This is a genomic window from Psychroserpens sp., from assembly GCF_036960315.1.
Classification (GTDB): domain Bacteria; phylum Bacteroidota; class Bacteroidia; order Flavobacteriales; family Flavobacteriaceae; genus Psychroserpens.
Genome location: NZ_JBALVR010000013.1, coordinates 14,780 through 31,800, shown reverse-complemented (window position 1 = coordinate 31,800; position 17,021 = coordinate 14,780). Strand labels below are relative to the sequence as shown.

The window sequence follows — 17,021 nt, the reverse complement described above, 5'->3', positions numbered from 1 at the left end:
TATGGATAGATTTAATATGGCGATAACAACAGCATTTGTGTTTTTTGGTTTCGGAACAATGCTTTTGATTCTTCAACTTTGTTGTCAAAATAAATTTGCTATCACAATATTTGGCTTCTATTATGTGTTATTTTCAGTAATTGCAAACAGCCTTGTCGTTTTAGTATTGCTATTTGTGCTGATTTTCAAAATGAATAAAATAAAGACACTAAAATCTATAGGTGCATTACTAATAAACATTCCTATAGCTTGTGTCTATTTTCTAATTGTTACCGAAACCTATAATTAAAGATGAAAAAAACACTGAAACGTATAGTATTGCTTGCCATATTCTTAGTCATTGCTCTTATGCTTACCAATTATATGGTGAGTTATCAAGCTAAGGACAACCTTTATAGTTCGGTTAATGAGATCCCTAAAAACAAAGTAGGTTTACTTTTAGGAACAGCAAAAATTTTATCTAACGGCAATGTAAATCTCTATTACACCTATCGCATCAATGCGACAGTAGCGCTTTTTAAAGCCAATAAAATAGATTTTGTTCTAGTAAGTGGTGATAATGGAAGCAAATCTTATGACGAACCCACGACTTTCAAAGAAGATTTAATGGCCAGGGGTATTCCAGAAGATCGAATCGTATTAGATTATGCAGGTTTTAGAACTTTAGATTCTGTGATTAGAGCAAAAGAAATTTTTGGGCAAGAATCCCTTACCATTATATCTCAACAATTTCATAACGAACGCGCTATTTATTTAGCAAAACACAACGATATAAATGCTATCGCTTTTAATGCAAAAGACGTTCAAGGTCGTTACGGACTGAAAGTTCAACTTCGTGAATATCTAGCTAGAACTAAAGCAGCGATTGATGTAATGTTTAATGTAGAACCAAAATTTTTAGGAGAAAAAATAGAAATCAAATGACCTTTAAATTCAACAAGCCCTTTTTTGCATCAAGTCTTATAATGTTATCTACGGAAGTCTGTATTGCGGCATTTTTAACCAAAGGTTTTATTAGACATACCTTTGGCGATTTTTTGGTGGTCATTTTAATGTATTGCTGCATTCGAAGTTTTATTAAAGCAAAACCATTATATATCGCTATAACCGTTTTAGCATTTGCGTTTTTAATCGAGTTTTTGCAGCTGCTTAATATTCTAGATTTTTTGAATCTTAGAGCTAATGAACTTGCTGTAATTATCTTAGGAAGCTCGTTTCATATTTCAGATCTTATTGCCTACACCTTAGGCATTATTACTATTTATTTAATAGACACAAAAATTAACGTCATATGGAAACCATAAAAACTCTTATTCTCAATAGATTTAGAATCTTATCCTTATTAACCGTTTCGATGGTATTGAGCATCGTTTTGCTTATGATTAGGATGAAACTCCATCACTCGTTCTACTTGTTGTTTTTAGTATGGAATTTATTTCTGGCTGTCATACCATATGCTATTACTACAGCATTAATTAGCAAACCAAAAGTTAGCAGATTAACGCTATTTGTTTCGTTTAGCGCATGGCTTCTCTTTTTACCAAACGCACCTTATATCGTCACCGATTTATTACATCTTATGAATTCTGAAAGACATTTAATATGGCTAGATGTTTTGGTGATTGTATCGTTTGCGTTTAATGGACTGATTTTATTTTTCTTGTCACTTTCTGATATGGAAAAACTATTAAAACAATACCTCAACCCTAAACTTGTATTTGCTGTGATGTTGTCTATTTTTGGTTTAACTGCCTTCGGAATTTATCTCGGACGCTTTTTACGTTACAACTCCTGGGAAATTATAAATAATCCACTTAATCTTATTTCAGATATGTTTGATCTTCTATTTGGACCTCATCTTGAAACTTGGATTTTCATCTTAACCTTTGGAACATTTTTAGCTATTTCGTATTGGCTATTAAAAGCCTTCGCCTACTCTAAAAACTAAAGATATTCACTTTATTAAGTATCCATTTATTTCGTATCTGTTTTAGCGCTTCTATGTAAGACTTCTTCAGGAAACGGAAATATTATAGTAGAATTTTTCTCTGCTGCAATATTAGATAAGGTTTGATACAACCGCAATTTAATTGCAGATGGCGATTGATCTATAAGTTTACCAGCTTCTAATAATTTACCAGCAGCCTGTTCTTCTGCTAATGCCAAAATAATGCGCGCTCGTCTGGAACGTTCTGCCTCTGCTTGATTGGCCATCATACGTTTCATGTTTTCTGGTAATTGAATATCTTTTATCTTAACATCAATAATATCGATACCCCATTCTTTGGTTTCAACTTCAACTATATTTTTAATGTTTTTGCCCATTTCTTCACGCTTAGACAAAATAGTATCTAGCTCTACTTTACCACAAACATCTCTCAATGCTGCTTGTGACAACTGCGTTATGGCAAACTTATATTCTTCAACTTCTAATACTGCCATTTCTGGGTCAATAATCTTAAAAAATACAACACCATCTATACTACAGGGCACGTTATCTTCGGTCATAACTTCTTGTGAGACTACATTTATTGTAATAACTCTAATATCTACAATCTGTATCGTTTCAACCAATGGAATAACCCATCTAAATCCTGGATTTAAAGTTTTAATATATTTACCGAATCTAAATTTTAATGCGCGCTTGTATTCAAAAATAACACGTATACCTGATAAAAAGAATACAATTAAAAGAACTGAAAATAATATAGGAGGGTTCATAACATATTGTTTTTTAGTTACACCTTCTTAAGGTAGGTATTTTTTTAAAAACTACAACATGATATATATCAGTATATTGGAATAAAAAGGTAGAGCTAAACGCTAATTAGACCTTATTCACCATCCACGTAATCTTGAAGATACTTAAATCCTTCGGTCAATTCACCATCACTAGTTGTGATTTTAGCGCGTTTTAAAACACCACGTTCGTCGCCATTAAAAAAGGCAGGAATGACATGCTCTAAAAACATCTCGCCAAACCCTTCACTGGCATCTTTTGGCAACTCACAAGGCAAGTTATCGACAGCCATAACTGTTATAGCGTCTTTAGCATCAAAGGCCACTTCACTTTCTGTTTGCGGATCATAACCATAAAATGGGTCTGCAATTGTAGACGCTTTTATCGTACTTGCGACTGGACCATCTATATCGCAAGAAATATCGGCTACCAAATTGATTCTAAAATCGGAATGTTTGGCGTCTTCTCTTGTGAATAGATATGGCGCATTATTTCCGTAGAAGTGTCCAGCGATGAAATAATCGGTTTCTTTAGCATAAGGCATAAAATTGCCTTCGTAGCCAGTTGGATCTTTATAGAACTCCCATCTGTCACCTACTTTTCCATCAATACGTTTGGCATATTCCATAACATCTGCCATGACGTAAACTGGTTCTGTAAATTGAGTGGTTAAATACAGCGCATCACTCACTTGCTTAATTTTCAAATGGTCGAGGATTTCTTTGGCTCCATGTGCCACTTTACCGGTTCCAGTGAGTAATATTTTAATATTTGGCAAGGTTATTTTATCCAATTCGGACTTGACCTCATCTAAGTCGGCAAGCGTCTCCACCTTTGGTAAATTAAACAATCCATCTCTTAAACCTAAGGCTCGAAAGCCATTATAAGCACCTACCAATCCAGCATAACGACCAAAACCAATGAGTCTTGCGCTATTTTGCTTAACGATAGTTTCGTGGTCATACATTTCGATATGCTTATTGAGCATATCCACCAATAACTTTCTATTATAGGGTTGTTTTTTTATGGTATGTGAGAAATAGAAATATTTTTTATTCGGAATTAAATGCTCTAAAGGCACTTCTTTAACACCAATCATCACGTCACAATCGGATACATCATTAACCACAGAAAAGCCTTGAGCTTTGTAAGCTTCATCTGAAAACACACGAATATCTGAAGACTCAACAACAAATTCGGCTTGTGGAAATTGTGTTCTAGCTTCGGCGAGTTTTTCGGGAGAAAACACAACACGTCTATCTGGTGGGTTTTTGCGTTCTTTGATGATAGCGAATTTCATAGAAAAATTGAATTATGGCTGATTTAACTGACAAAACTGACAGTAAAATATATTGGTACAAAATTTGCACGAAAATACTAGTAAATGTAGGGTTATACAAACTTTTTGATAACTTTGCACTCCTTCACTGAAGCTACGGAGCACATTGGCTTTTATACTTTGGGGAAGTGCGTTAAGGATTGAAGCGACATCCTTTTGCTTTCGCAAAAGATATAGCGGAAAGCCTGACCTGAAAGGGAACGCCAAAATAAAAATTACAAAAAGAGATGTTGAGGAGATCCCGAAACGAGTTCGGGATTAATTCGATGACGTAAATTAAAATTACTAAAAGAGATGTTGAGGAGATCCCGAAACAAGTTCGGGATTAATTCGATGACGTAAATTAAAATTTACTATCTCATTAAAATGGGGTCGACTGGTTTTGACAGCGAGATTCATTAAATGGTAAGCACGTCGTGTAATGACTTTGAAACACGTAAAAGGCTAGGTCAACTTTTTAAACGGCGAGAATAACTACGCTTTAGCTGCATAATCTGAATCACAGTAAGATTAAGCCACGTCCTACTAGGTAGGAATGCTAAATGTCTCAAGAAAGCCTTGGTTAATGGCGTTCTTAATATAGGCATCGTAAATATTGACTTAGATTAGGTAGCGCTTTGATACCTTTTCGAGATTAAGGAGCTAAGTTGTAAGTGGGCTGTCTTTTGCCAGTTTACAATCGAAAACCTAATGAAAGAATAAACGTGTAGAAAACTCTTTAATAGCTTGTTTGGACGAGAGTTCGATTCTCTCCGACTCCACAATTAACCCTGTAAATGTCTAATTTACAGGGTTTTGTTTTTTTAGGTGACAAATAAGGTGACAATTTACCTGTTAATAACTTATTTTGAACTTCTTCATTCAACATTTGAATCAATACAATTATTATAAAAATGGAAAATTTAAAATTTGAGGATTTACCCAGAGCTATCGAATTAATTTTGAAAAATATAACAACAATTAGAGATATATTAAACCAACAAGAACTTCATTCTGGTTCTCAGGAGCCTGACACATTAATGACCAGAAAAGAAACTGTCGAATATCTCAAAATTGATTCTTCAACCTTATGGAGTTGGACTAAAAAAGGAAAGATTAAATGTTATGGTATTGGTAATCGTAGATATTATAAGAGAAGTGATATTGATAAAGCGCTAATTATTCTAAAGCAATAGACTTTTAACTTTATGTCTCAGTAAAATGAACTGTTTAATTTGGTAATCGAACCATTGATGAACCATTGATTTTCAATTCGAACCATTGATGAACCATTGAATAAGATAACAATTGTCATCAAAATGAGTACAATTGTTATCACAACAATGAATAATTAAAGCTTAAAAAGCAGAAAAATATAATGTATTATTAAAACCTATTTATGATATTAATATCTTTCATATCCATCATAACAAACTTTAAAAGTATTAGAAGTAATGAGGTGATTCTTACATTAGTACGCAATGTTCATATTATAGGTGTTAAAAAACATCTAAGTGAGCAATTAGATATAAAATGCCATCCTGAGATTGATGGCCCAATAGAAAATATTGAACAAAACATATGAAAGCAAACCAACTACCAACTATAAATTTTTTACAAGCACCTAATGTTCAATTTGTAATACCTGTTTATCAACGTAATTACGATTGAACAAATAATATTCTTCATAGTTGAAGTTGCGCACAACGTGTTCGTGTATAGTTTGTTGCGTTGGCGAAAACTAAGTTAATAAAAGAAAGCGAACCAGTAGGGAAATTCGCAGGATTTTCTGAGTACGCACAAACAAAGCAATTGGTTATACACGTTGTTATATTATTCATTTTTAGTTAGTGTGTGGTAATTTCAAACCGACTTTATAAACGTCAAAATATTGAGGTATTTCTTTTTCTTTTAAGTCGACATCTTTGAGGTCTTCAAGTCCATTATCTTGATCTGGATGAATAATTAAGCAATCAATTATATTTCCTTGTTCAATCTCTAATGCTTTATATACATTCCTTAATCTCGCATAGCCGCTTACTTGTCGAATATCTTCGTCATGCTTACCGCTAATATATTTTAATTTATATTTCGCGTCAATCACCATTCTATAATTATCCGACTTTAAAAGGTAATCCAGTTCATTGCCGTAATACTTGTGTTGAAACTTCACCTGATTATGGAATCGATCCTTTAGTAATCCAAGAGCATAAAGTTCAAATAATTTGCTCATATCTATCCAAAAGGGAGGTGTTTGAATTTTGTCCTTTACAGTGTTGGATATGTTGTAACCAAATCGCTTTAAAATAAGTTTTGCCAAATGGATTGCATGCTCATACTCCTTGTAAAAAGCATTCTTTTTTGACTGTTTAATCTCATTCAATTCAATCTCACCCGAGACATTATGAAATGCTGGGTTGATATAATTAAAAGTGTTTTGAATTTCTTTATTATCGGTGAGTTGAGTGTAATTAGGCAAATACCTTTTCACAAAGGAAAGTGCCTTTTTCAATAGCCGATTTTCTTTATTGTTCAGCCCAAACTCGTCATAACTACAATATGTATGAAGGTTTTTGTTTTGTAGGATATTGTGCTTAATGGATTTACCAATCAATATTTTTCCTTTGACCTTACTGTGTAGGTTTTTCTCAACTTTGTAATAAGACTTTTTTAATCCTTTACGAACAATAATTTTAAGCAGACTTAGAAACTCTACCACAAGAAATGGTGTGAGTAAATCCTGTTTTTGTTCAATTTCAATATTTGGCTGATCCCATTTAACCTCAAAAAGCTCGTCAATTTCTTTGGTCACATCAACATGTCGTAGGGAAGAGAAAAGCATTTTCACAAAGTCTACTTCCTTATTCTCAAGGTTTAGCTTTGGAGCTACATATAATGCTGTCTTATCTGAATCCAACCAATCAACACCAATGAAATAACCAGTTGTTAAATTATATATGTTTTCGGATTCTTTAGTCTTTTTAACGGTAAAACAAGGTAAACTTGCATCTCTTCCTCTATGAGTCTTAGTGAAGGTCACTTCATAAAAATTTTGAGTCAACGGTATAGTTTCGCTTTCGAACAGAACGTTTTCATGTTCTCTATATGTCAGTAGTTTAACACTCAAAATCTGCGATTTCTTCTATTTTTTCTTTAGCTATTTCTAATAGTAATCCATCCTTAACGTATTCATTTAGAATAGGTGTTATTTCATATTTTAATCTCATTTCAAGTTCCATTTTTTGTTCTTCAGCCGTTCCGGGTTTTAAAATGAAATAACTATGTCCCAATTGAACATCTTTGTAGTCAAAATCAGAAGCTAAATAATCAGAGTTCAATTTCTTCCCTTCTTTTTCCTGAAGAAAGAGAGCTGCTACCATTTTAAATAGCTCTTTAGATTTGTCATTATTGATAACATCTTCTCTTGGCAAAACATCAACAAAGGCAAAGCGTCTCTTTATCGCGTAATCAATATGACCAACGCTTCTATCAGCAGTATTCATGGTGCCAATGATGTACAAATTCTCTGGTATCGTGATAGAATTGTCACCATCCAAGGCATACATGCTTTCGACAGATTCATTTCTATATTCAAGAGCATATATTAGTTCTCCTAAAACAGAAGGTAAATTCGCTCTGTTAATCTCATCAATGATTAAAATGTAATTTTTTAATAACGGCTTTTCTATGTCGTCTCCAGTAGATTTTTTCAATTCAGCTTTGTATTCTTTCTGGAAATTATTCAAAACCTTAATAAAGTATGACGCGTGCTGTTTAGCTAATCCAGAAACTCCTGGTAGTTGCTTTAACTCTTGGCGAGTGGTGATCCCACTTATTTGAGCTAATACCAAATCACTAAATTTCATACGTTGACTTACTTTCCAATCACCAGTGTACCGAAAAGCATCATTTTCTACAACTAGAATTGAAACCGCAGGTGTAATAGGATATGCCTCATGAGTATCAATTTTATCTTGAACCTTTTCTGCAAATTTCAATAACAACTTTTCGATTTGCTGTTCTTTTGAAAGCTCTTTAACGTCCTTATTAACAGCATATAAATTGTTCATTGCTTTCTGAGCAAACGTAGCAAGAATTTTATTTTCGGTTTCATAGACTATATTACCGCCTTCGCTCTTAGCTGATATACCTCTGACAAAATCTTCATATGAATAAGATGGATGGAATTGAACCAATGAAAACTGACCTGATTCTTCAAGTTTTCTCTTTTGCTCTTTCTTATCAGAAGAAATGGAATTATAGATTAATTGCTCTGCAAAGTCTTTAGCCGAATATGTTTTACCCGTTCCCGGAGGCCCTTGGAGAATAACTTGTTTTTTAGATTGAATTAGATTGATTGTTTCTTTCATCTTCTTGTACGCATTAATATTTTCAATTTCTCCGGATAATATTCCTTTTACTATGTCATAAAACTTTCTGTCTTTAAGTTCAATAATAGTATCCATTACTATGGATGATGAACCTAAGTTTTCCGCAATTCCTGGAATTAAAACTCCTTCTTCATGGATATCTTCCCATTCTTGAATATTCAAACGTTGTCCCCATTCACCATTAAATCCATTTTCAGAGGTAAGGTCTTCATAAAAACATTTAGCATCGGTATAGGTGACTATCTTGCCAGGATCATTTTTTATAGCATTACTAATCTGATTATTCAGCGTTAGCTCTAATGTGTTTTCCAGGTCAGTTTCTTCAAATGTGGAATGCCCATAGTATTTGTTTTTGTTGAAGAGCAAAACTTTATCTCCTGGCTTAATACTTTTCGCTTTTCGCAATTGCTTTGTGACTTCTCCCTTTTTCTGAACATCATATTGGAAATACATTACATAACTGTTATTCTCCAAGTCATATTCAATTTTTTTCTTTTCAAATCCGTTGATCACCCAAAATTTAGTTTCTTGATTATCAACTTTATAAGGACACATACAAGCATCAAATAAGTCTTTAATCGTTAACTTATTACTTAGGTTTGAATTAGTGTTACTTATTGCTTTCAGAACTGAAAGAGTCCGGTCCTTTTGGGATTGACCATATCCGATATGTTTTGTGTTGTCCTTAAAGCGATTTACAATTTCATGATCACAATTGACTACTGGGTGCATATGCAATTGCCCATTCTCAAACTGCATTTGGATATCATAAGAGCTTTTTACTTCTTCTCCAGGTAGGAATGTCCTGATTTCTCTATAATTGGATTGATCTTTATATGTTTCTGGGTCTAATAAATTCACTTCGGTAAATCCAGGGTCTATTTCAAGTTCGAAAAATGCCTTTTTTTCCGCACCTGTCGATCTTGTTGACTTCACAATCAAGTCAATACTTAGTTTAAAATACTTGAAGGCAATTAAATCCTTTGTTTCAATCTCTGTATCTGCAATTATGATGTCAAAGTCTAATTTATCATTTGCTCCATCCCGCATTTCACCCCACTCTCTCGCTTTCCAAAGTTGGATCTTATTTCCACCTATAACAAAAGCATAGTCTCCAACTTCAATTCCGTTAAACCATGTACTGCTTTTTGGGGCTTGATAATAGCCGCCATCAATTTGAGCTGTATCGTACTTGGTTGATATTTTTCCAAAATATATTTTCATTTGTTTTCGTTAATGGCATACAACATGTTTGTGTATGGTTAGTTGCGTTGGCTAGAACTAAGTTAGCAAAAGAAAACGAACCAGAGGAAATTCCTAAGGAATTTCCAAGTAGGCGATAACCAAGCAATTAAATATACACGTTGTTAGCAAATGTTATTGTTCGTCTAATTATTTTTTCGGATTTTTAACGTATATAATATTCTTGTTTTTATTTTCGATTATGACATAATCTCTTAATTCACCAATGTCCATATATTCAGGAAAACCTTTCAATTCATCAAGTTCAAATTTGAAATGATAACGTCTCGTAGTATACATGCAAACTGTATTAGTTTTAAATATCATTCCTTCAAAACCAATGTCAGAATAATTGTCATAACCATATCTTTTGAAACCAGAAATTTGATTTAAAAGTTGAGCAAAGGAAGAAAGTAATGCTTTATTCTGCATTTCCTCTGGTTCAAACTTTTTATCTCCACAGTCTGATTTTGTTATTACAACAAAGTATTTATCTTCTATTTCATAATGAGTTCCTTCAGTTGCGTTTTCATTGAAGACTCCAACCATTAGTTCTCTTTTTGCTTTATCCGAAACTGTTCCGTCTTCATTGACGTATCCTTCTTGGCAGAAACCGAGATAATTTACAGATAAAATAATAATAAGTATAAATCTTTTCATTGTATTAGTTTAAATTCAGATTAATAATATGAAGTTTAACGGTTGAGTCAGTTCTAATGTTTGCTAACGGTTTTGTATATGGCTCGTAGCGTGCAAATTAGAAAATTATTTTCGGATTGATCACAAGCCAGATTTTTAAATTTTACTATTTATCTTTTTTATTGGAAATCGTCAAATTTAAAAATTTGGCGACTTTCCAAATAAGCCTTAACTTCGTTTAAGTAACTAATTAGCTATGAGATATATACGATGTTAGCCACAGTATTATTCCGCACTAATTATCGTTACGTTACTTCTTCTATTTAAAACTAAATCGCTTTTTCCATTATTGGTTGAAACAAAGTTCTGCATTCCAATTGGTTTAATAACAATAAGATTTTCGGCAATACCAAACCTATTTAGTTCTGATTTTAAATTATCAGCTCTAACTTTGCCTAATTTTTCATTAGATTCTTTTGAACCAATAGTACAAGTAAATCCTTCGATAAGAACTTTGTAAGGAAAATCTAACTTTTTATACTCATTTGCAAATTCCGCTAAGATTGCTTTTCCATCGTTTGAAATGTCCGCTGAATTATATTCGAACATTGAACCAATTACAGGAATAATATTTTGATTTTCTACAATCGAATTAAACTCGGAAATATCGGTTACCGATTTCGTTAAGTCGTCTAAAGGCTTTGCGAATCTCATCTTTGATTCTATAAAACCTTCACCTATAGGATTATTTTCAATCGTTTTATTTTCATCGGTCATTATTTCGGATTTAGGAACAACATTAGTTTGATTGTTTTTGTTATCAAACGGAAATATATTCTTAAACCATAAAAACAATAACAGTAAAATGATTATTACTATAATACCTAAAATAAGCTTAACAGGTACTTTGGGTGTATTTGCTGAATTAGAAGATGAACTTGACTTTGAAGTATTTTTGGAATTTGAACTTTTATTTGAAGAATTTGATGAACTTCTTGATGTAGATGATTTTACAGGTGGTATAAATGCTGCTTTTTTATTAAATTTTGATGGCTGACTACTTTTCTGTTTATCATTATTGTCATAAGATATTGGAAAATCAATGTTTGATAAAGAGTTGATGCTGTTTTCTGCATCTATCAATGCTTTTTTTGCAAGGTTTTTATCAATACCAAATCGCTCTATTTTTTCCTTTTTATCGAGTATATAATCCTTTAGATTATGTTGCTTTTTATGATTGTTTATATCCCTTCTTGTAACTCCAACATTTTTAGGGTTATTGACTATTTTTGCAATTTCTTCTTCTGTATGAGTTCCTCTGAGTTTCATATATAAATAATTCGCAGACACAATATGCTCAAAATCGTATGCGTCGCCACCTCTAATTATCTTACCTGTGTAAACATCTGTGAAAACTTTATGTTGTGGATTAAGTTTTAGTTCTCTGTCGAAATCTTTTTTATCGGTAATTTTAGGTAAACCTTCTATTTCTCGACCTCTATTAAGTGCTTCTTCATCCATTAAACGCACTCTAATTTTCTGTTCTTTATTTATAGCATCTCTATTGTAAGCTCTATTTGGGTCAAATTCTTCTTTCATATTTTTTTAGTATGGTTGGTATATTGTGGCTAACAATTGGATATAGTTAATAACTATACCGATGCTATATCACTTGGATGATAATAATTTTAATTAAAAGGTAAATATAGGTTTATAGTTGTGAGTTTTTTATGACAAACATCATTCAATATACAATATTATAAATTATTCTAGGAGAGGTTTTACGGGATTCCGTATCTTGGTATATAACATATACTATTACAAAAAGCTTTGTGTTGCTTATTGCTAAACCATTGCTAAACTATGAATTGTGATATCGTGTTTTTATATGATTAGTTGCGTTTTTGTGTGCGAGGATTTTCCGTAGTAAATCAGACGTAACAAAAGCACAAAGACCTTTGGTTTAGCCTAAAATAAGCAATTATTTTTATACGATGTTGGCAATAGTTTTTTTATTTAGTTCAAGTCGCTCATTTTTATAATTGACTATAATTAAATGAAATAATGTTAGAAACAATAAATTTCCAAGTCCAGTTGAAAAGTCTTGTATCCGAAACACTAATGAAAATAATGCTCCCAAAAAAATAATGTAAATGATTAAATTTTTTATCAAAAGCGTATTTACCAAACTGTTTTTTTTAAGCCATTTTAAATCCGATTCAAAAAAACAGTATTAAAAAGGAAAAGAGTATTAAGTCAATTTCGTTAAAAATGTAATTCGGAATCAAATGCAACGCTTCGGTTTCGTAATTATTACCAAAAGAATAAGAGTAAGTAATAATCTGATTTTTAATCTTTTGTAACAAAATATTTGCAGAATTTCTTTTTTTTTATTACATTCAATTCCTATTTAGAAAATTATTCTTTTTTTTTATTACATTCAATTCCTATTTAGAAAATTAGCTATTTTATTTGGCTGCCCTCTTAAATCAATTTGACCTTCTAATATACTGGTTGTCCTCCTAGATCAATTTAGCCTTCCATTTAAAGAAATTAATTGAGATGGGTAAACAATTTTTATTTGGTATAATGGCTTTTTGCTTTTTTGCAGGCCATAGTCAAAATTCTTCAATAGAATCAGAAACCGCTACGTCCAACGCTATTATAAGGTCAAATCTTGGCTCTAGCGGAGGGTCCACCACAATGTCAACCTCCAATGGAATTTACGTCATTAGTCAAAGTATCGGTCAATCCAGTATAATAGGAACAGAATCCAATTCAGGATTTACATTAAGACAAGGTTACCAACAACCCTCATTATTAATAGAGGTCAGTTCAAATACTAATTCTAATATATTATTGGCTAAAATCTATCCTAATCCATTTAGCCATTATCTGTTCATCACTTTTTCAGAAAACATAACAAACGAAGTCAAGATCCTTTTATTTGATATTAAAGGAAGTCTTATTTATTCTCAAAAATTTGCGCCATCTCAAACACTTAAATTGAATTTAGGTGATTATGCCAATGGCAACTACATTCTCAATATTGAGTCTAATAACAAAAGCTTTAGTACCAAACTAATAAAAAGATAAATATGAAATCATACATTGTTTTTGCATGTCTTTTCCTAAGTTATTTTTCTGTAAATAGTCAACAACTGTATTTCGAATCGGGGAAAACTATTTCATCTTTCGATTATAAAAATTCACAGGGAGAATCTTTAGATAATCTGCAATCTTCTAATCACACTTATTTGAGTTTGGGTTATCGTACCAAGTTTTTTGCTAAGGGGTTATTCGTCAATTTTAATGGTAATTTTTATGAATATGGCGCTATAGGTAGTGATGTCGATTTTGATAATTACTTTGAATGGGACCTTAGTTATTTAGGAGCAAGTTTAGGTTTTGATTTCGAAATTTTTAAACCGGGAAATTTTACGATCTATATCAAAGCCTCTGCAGGAGCTGAATTTTTAATACAAGGAACTCAAACTTTAAACGATCAGGTTTTCAATTTATCTGATCAAGAAGATTTTGATAGTGCTATCTACGTTATTAGAGCTGGATTGGGTATGCAATACGCTGTATCACAAGGGCTTTCAGTATTTACACAATATATGTATGGAACAAGTGACGCGTTTAAGGACGTGCAAGGCGATCTCAAAATAAAGACACATAACATTGGTATTGGCTTATTGGTGAGCCTTAAAAAAGGGCAAGAAACAATCTCTGAAGAAAAGATAGTTCAGATAGAAGAATTGAAAAATGAATTGACTGCCAATTCAGAAAAAATTACAGCTTTAGAATTGGAGAACACACAAACCAAAGCTACCCTTGAAAACAAGATTGCTGAGCAGGAAATTATAGTCAGCAAGAATCAAAAAGAAATTGATGCAATAAAAGTTTCAATCACTAATGCCTTGAATCCTTATCAGGGTAGTGACATGACAATTGAACAACACGATGGTAGAGTTCATATTGTCATGGAAAGAGAGTTGTTATTTAGATCAGGGAGCTGGAGTTTAGATAAAAATGCTATAAATACCATAAATGATTTAGGCAATTTTTTAGCAAAGAATCCTGATTTATTATTGATGATTGAAGGTCATGCCGACGATGCCTCCTTTAATAAGGAAGCGTTCATTAATAATAACTGGGACCTCTCTACAAGAAGAGCTTCCAGCATTGTGCAGATCCTGGAAAAGAATGAAGCTATTAATCCGAAAAACCTCATTATAGCCGGACGTGCACAGTATGATCCAATTGGAGATAATACAACTGAAGAAGGTAAGGCCAAGAACCGACGCATAACCTTTATCATTGCCCCAAAACTGGATGACCTTTTAAAAATGACCAAAAACTAAACACAATATATCATGAAAAAAGTATTAATCGCCTTATTCATATTTGTAAGTCTACAACTTACTGCTCAAACTGATGGTATAAGCTATCAAGCCGTCATTATCGGTCCTGACAATCAAGAATTGCCTGGTGTTGATGCAGAAGGTAATATTTTACCTAATGCTACGATTGCCATCCGATTTACCATTCTCGATGAGAGTAATCAGGTGGAGTATCAAGAAGTCCAAACGACAAACACCGACCAATATGGCAGGATCAATTTATTAATAGGTCAGGAAGACCCTGATGGTTTTGCCGAAATAAGTTGGGATGGAACCAACAAGGACCTCAATGTCGAGATCGATTTTGATGGCGGGACCAACTATGTGGATATGGCCCGTGAAAAACTCACCTTTCTGCCTTATGCTTTTCACAGGAATATTACAGCTACTGGGACTTTAACTGTTGATGATCTTACCTTTTTGAATGGTGAATTGCAAGTTGAAGGACCAGCTAATTTAAATAGTACTTTAAATGTCAACGGGGGAAATGCCACCAATCTTTCTGGAGATTTGACGGTTGAAGGGAATACCAACTTAAATAACGATTTATTGATTATTGGAGATCTTGAAGTTGTTGGAGCTACGGTATTGAACGATTCCTTAAATGTGGTTGGTCAAGCAACTACCAATCTATCGGGAGATGTGAATATTGGAGGCAATTTAAATGTTGAAGGCAACTCCGATTTTGATGCTCTAACGGGAAATACTTTATTGATCTATAATGAAACCACATTAGCCGGAGAAACTACAATAGCCGATGATACAAATATTAATGCACAGCTTACTATTAATGCTACTATTGAAAATGAAGGCCAACAATCAAATTTTGATTTGTATCCTCTTCAAGTTGAGGGAAGTTATCAAGGCATTGCAATAAAAGTTAAAGATGAAAGAGGTATAGCTAATAATTATATATCATTTTGGGATGAGGATGAGGCCCAAATGTGGGGACGTATTGAAGGTATAACTATTGATGAGTTACACGATGACCCAGAATTTCAATGGGAACAGGGATTTAAAATTACTGATGCTGCAATTACTTATGTTGAACTATTAATTTTTATTGCAGAATTTGGTGAGTCTGGGCTAGATTTAGCAACCGAGCTTACCGCGTTTGCTGCTTGTGCAGGTTTGGGTGCTTGTGTTGTATCGCCCGCACCAACTAAAATTGGCGAAAAAATATTTAATGTGGTTGTAAAAATAGCCAATGCTGCTGCAGCTGTGGGAAGTTCAGTATTATCCTATGCAGAATTAGTGGCTTTTGAAGTGTTTTCAGAAGAAAACATAGGTGTTTCATATCAATCCGGGGCTGGTGATTATGCCGAATGGTTACCAAAGGAAAATATAAATGCTCATTTCTCTGCTGGTGAGCTTGTAGGAATAAAAAACGGTTTAGTTACCAAGAATATTTGGGGTGCTGAAAAAATAATGGTTGTTTCTACAAGACCAATAGTTCTGGGAAATATGCCTCAAAAAAGTAATGAAAAAAATAATGTTAAAATTGCTTTTATAGGACAAGTACCTGTTAAAGTATTAGGTAGTGTATCACCAGGAGATTTTATTTTGCCAAATATACTTGATAATCGTTATGGAACTGCCGTAAATCCAAAAGAAATGAAAGCTTTGGATTACAAAAGAATGGTAGGAGTTGCTTGGAATATTATTGGAGTTTCAGAAGGTATAAACATTGTAAATGTAGCAGTAGGAATTAACACTAACAATTTGAGTGATATAGTGTCACAGCAAGAGACTGAAATAAAAGCTCTCAACGAAGAGCTTATAAACCTTAAAACCCGAGCGTTCAATTCAAATAGGATTTTGTCAAATTTGGTGCCTGGTTATGCTGAAGCTATTGGTAATACTAAAAGTGAAGGCATTGTGAAAGTTGAGGAAAAACAAGAAAATCAATACGATAATAATATAAAAGATAATATTGCTTATGGTGATGAAGAGGACGTTATTTATTTTAAAATTACTAGGGAACAAATAGAAACCGCAATTACAATGGCTCGAGAACAATATGTGCAAATGTTAGAAGATAAAGATCGATTGAGTAAACTTTTCTTAGGGAATAATAAAAATTCAAAAGAAGAGCTAAATGAAATTCCGTTATTACCAATTGAAGATCATCCTTTTTGGAAAAAAATAGATAACGATCAAGCATATAAAAATGAAATAATAAATTTTATCCAATCTAATACTTTGAAGGACTACCATACACATAAAAAATATGCTCATAATTTTACTGAATTAAAAGTAAGAAAGAATTAAGGTAAATTGAATTG

The 17,021-nt window shown here is 32.8% G+C and carries 14 protein-coding genes and 1 other RNA gene; 9 read left to right on the top strand and 6 right to left on the bottom strand.

Going from position 1 to position 17,021, the window contains the following annotated elements:
* The first annotated feature begins 1 nt into the window (after nt 1).
* Genes V7719_RS17035 through V7719_RS17020 form a run of 4 tightly spaced genes read left to right on the top strand, consistent with a single transcriptional unit; the run spans nt 2 to nt 1,948 of the window.
* Nucleotides 2-289, top strand: a complete 288-nt coding sequence (locus V7719_RS17035; RefSeq protein ID WP_335731154.1) for a hypothetical protein — start codon at nt 2-4, stop codon at nt 287-289.
* Between the two features lie 2 nt (nt 290-291).
* Entirely contained in the window at nt 292-924 is a 633-nt protein-coding gene (locus V7719_RS17030) for a SanA/YdcF family protein (protein WP_335731153.1), read from the top strand.
* Nucleotides 921-1,304, top strand: coding sequence for a ribosomal maturation YjgA family protein (locus tag V7719_RS17025; RefSeq protein ID WP_335731152.1), 384 nt, complete (start codon nt 921-923; stop codon nt 1,302-1,304). Before V7719_RS17030 ends, V7719_RS17025 begins: the two co-directional genes overlap by 4 nt.
* The gene (locus tag V7719_RS17020; RefSeq protein ID WP_335731151.1) at nt 1,292-1,948 is read left to right on the top strand and encodes a DUF1361 domain-containing protein; all 657 of its coding nucleotides are present in this window, start codon (nt 1,292-1,294) and stop codon (nt 1,946-1,948) included. The genes V7719_RS17025 and V7719_RS17020 overlap by 13 nt, the downstream gene beginning before the upstream one ends.
* A gap of 26 nt (nt 1,949-1,974) precedes the next feature.
* On the opposite strand, the gene V7719_RS17015 is transcribed toward V7719_RS17020, so the two are convergent.
* Both V7719_RS17015 and V7719_RS17010 read right to left on the bottom strand, forming a co-directional pair.
* Nucleotides 1,975-2,721, bottom strand: a complete 747-nt coding sequence (locus V7719_RS17015) for a slipin family protein (RefSeq protein ID WP_335731150.1) — start codon at nt 2,719-2,721, stop codon at nt 1,975-1,977.
* 113 nt (nt 2,722-2,834) lie between these two features.
* Complete coding sequence (locus tag V7719_RS17010) at nt 2,835-4,040, bottom strand: NAD(P)-dependent oxidoreductase (RefSeq protein ID WP_335731149.1); 1,206 nt, start codon at nt 4,038-4,040, stop codon at nt 2,835-2,837.
* Nucleotides 4,041-4,447: 407 nt separating this feature from the next.
* On the opposite strand from V7719_RS17010, the gene ssrA reads away from it, so the two are divergent.
* Together ssrA and V7719_RS17000 are read left to right on the top strand one after the other, a co-directional pair.
* Nucleotides 4,448-4,843: a transfer-messenger RNA gene (ssrA, locus tag V7719_RS17005) on the top strand.
* A gap of 177 nt (nt 4,844-5,020) precedes the next feature.
* Nucleotides 5,021-5,254 carry a helix-turn-helix domain-containing protein gene (locus tag V7719_RS17000; RefSeq protein ID WP_335731148.1) on the top strand — a complete coding sequence of 78 codons (234 nt, stop codon included), beginning with the start codon at nt 5,021-5,023 and terminating at the stop codon, nt 5,252-5,254.
* 647 nt (nt 5,255-5,901) lie between these two features.
* On the opposite strand, the gene V7719_RS16995 is transcribed toward V7719_RS17000, so the two are convergent.
* From V7719_RS16995 to V7719_RS16980, 4 genes are all read right to left on the bottom strand, one after another.
* A complete protein-coding gene (locus V7719_RS16995) occupies nt 5,902-7,119 on the bottom strand; it encodes a 5-methylcytosine restriction system specificity protein McrC (RefSeq protein ID WP_335731147.1) in 1,218 nt (405 codons plus the stop codon).
* A 55-nt stretch (nt 7,120-7,174) separates the two neighbouring features.
* Entirely contained in the window at nt 7,175-9,673 is a 2,499-nt protein-coding gene (locus V7719_RS16990) for an McrB family protein (RefSeq protein ID WP_335731146.1), read from the bottom strand.
* Between the two features lie 168 nt (nt 9,674-9,841).
* Nucleotides 9,842-10,351: a hypothetical protein gene (locus V7719_RS16985; protein WP_335731145.1), complete on the bottom strand. Its 510-nt coding sequence runs from the start codon at nt 10,349-10,351 to the stop codon at nt 9,842-9,844.
* 264 nt (nt 10,352-10,615) lie between these two features.
* Nucleotides 10,616-11,929 carry an OmpA family protein gene (locus tag V7719_RS16980; protein ID WP_335731144.1) on the bottom strand — a complete coding sequence of 438 codons (1,314 nt, stop codon included), beginning with the start codon at nt 11,927-11,929 and terminating at the stop codon, nt 10,616-10,618.
* A 963-nt stretch (nt 11,930-12,892) separates the two neighbouring features.
* Here V7719_RS16980 and V7719_RS16975 point away from each other — a divergent pair.
* The 3 genes from V7719_RS16975 to V7719_RS16965 are packed head-to-tail and all read left to right on the top strand — an operon-like array spanning nt 12,893 to nt 17,007.
* Nucleotides 12,893-13,426, top strand: a complete 534-nt coding sequence (locus tag V7719_RS16975) for a T9SS type A sorting domain-containing protein (RefSeq protein WP_335731143.1) — start codon at nt 12,893-12,895, stop codon at nt 13,424-13,426.
* A gap of 2 nt (nt 13,427-13,428) precedes the next feature.
* Nucleotides 13,429-14,697 (top strand): OmpA family protein, encoded by a 1,269-nt coding sequence (locus tag V7719_RS16970; RefSeq protein WP_335731142.1) that lies wholly within the window; start codon nt 13,429-13,431, stop codon nt 14,695-14,697.
* Nucleotides 14,698-14,709: 12 nt separating this feature from the next.
* The gene (locus tag V7719_RS16965) at nt 14,710-17,007 is read left to right on the top strand and encodes a hypothetical protein (protein ID WP_335731141.1); all 2,298 of its coding nucleotides are present in this window, start codon (nt 14,710-14,712) and stop codon (nt 17,005-17,007) included.
* Nucleotides 17,008-17,021: the final 14 nt, after the last annotated feature.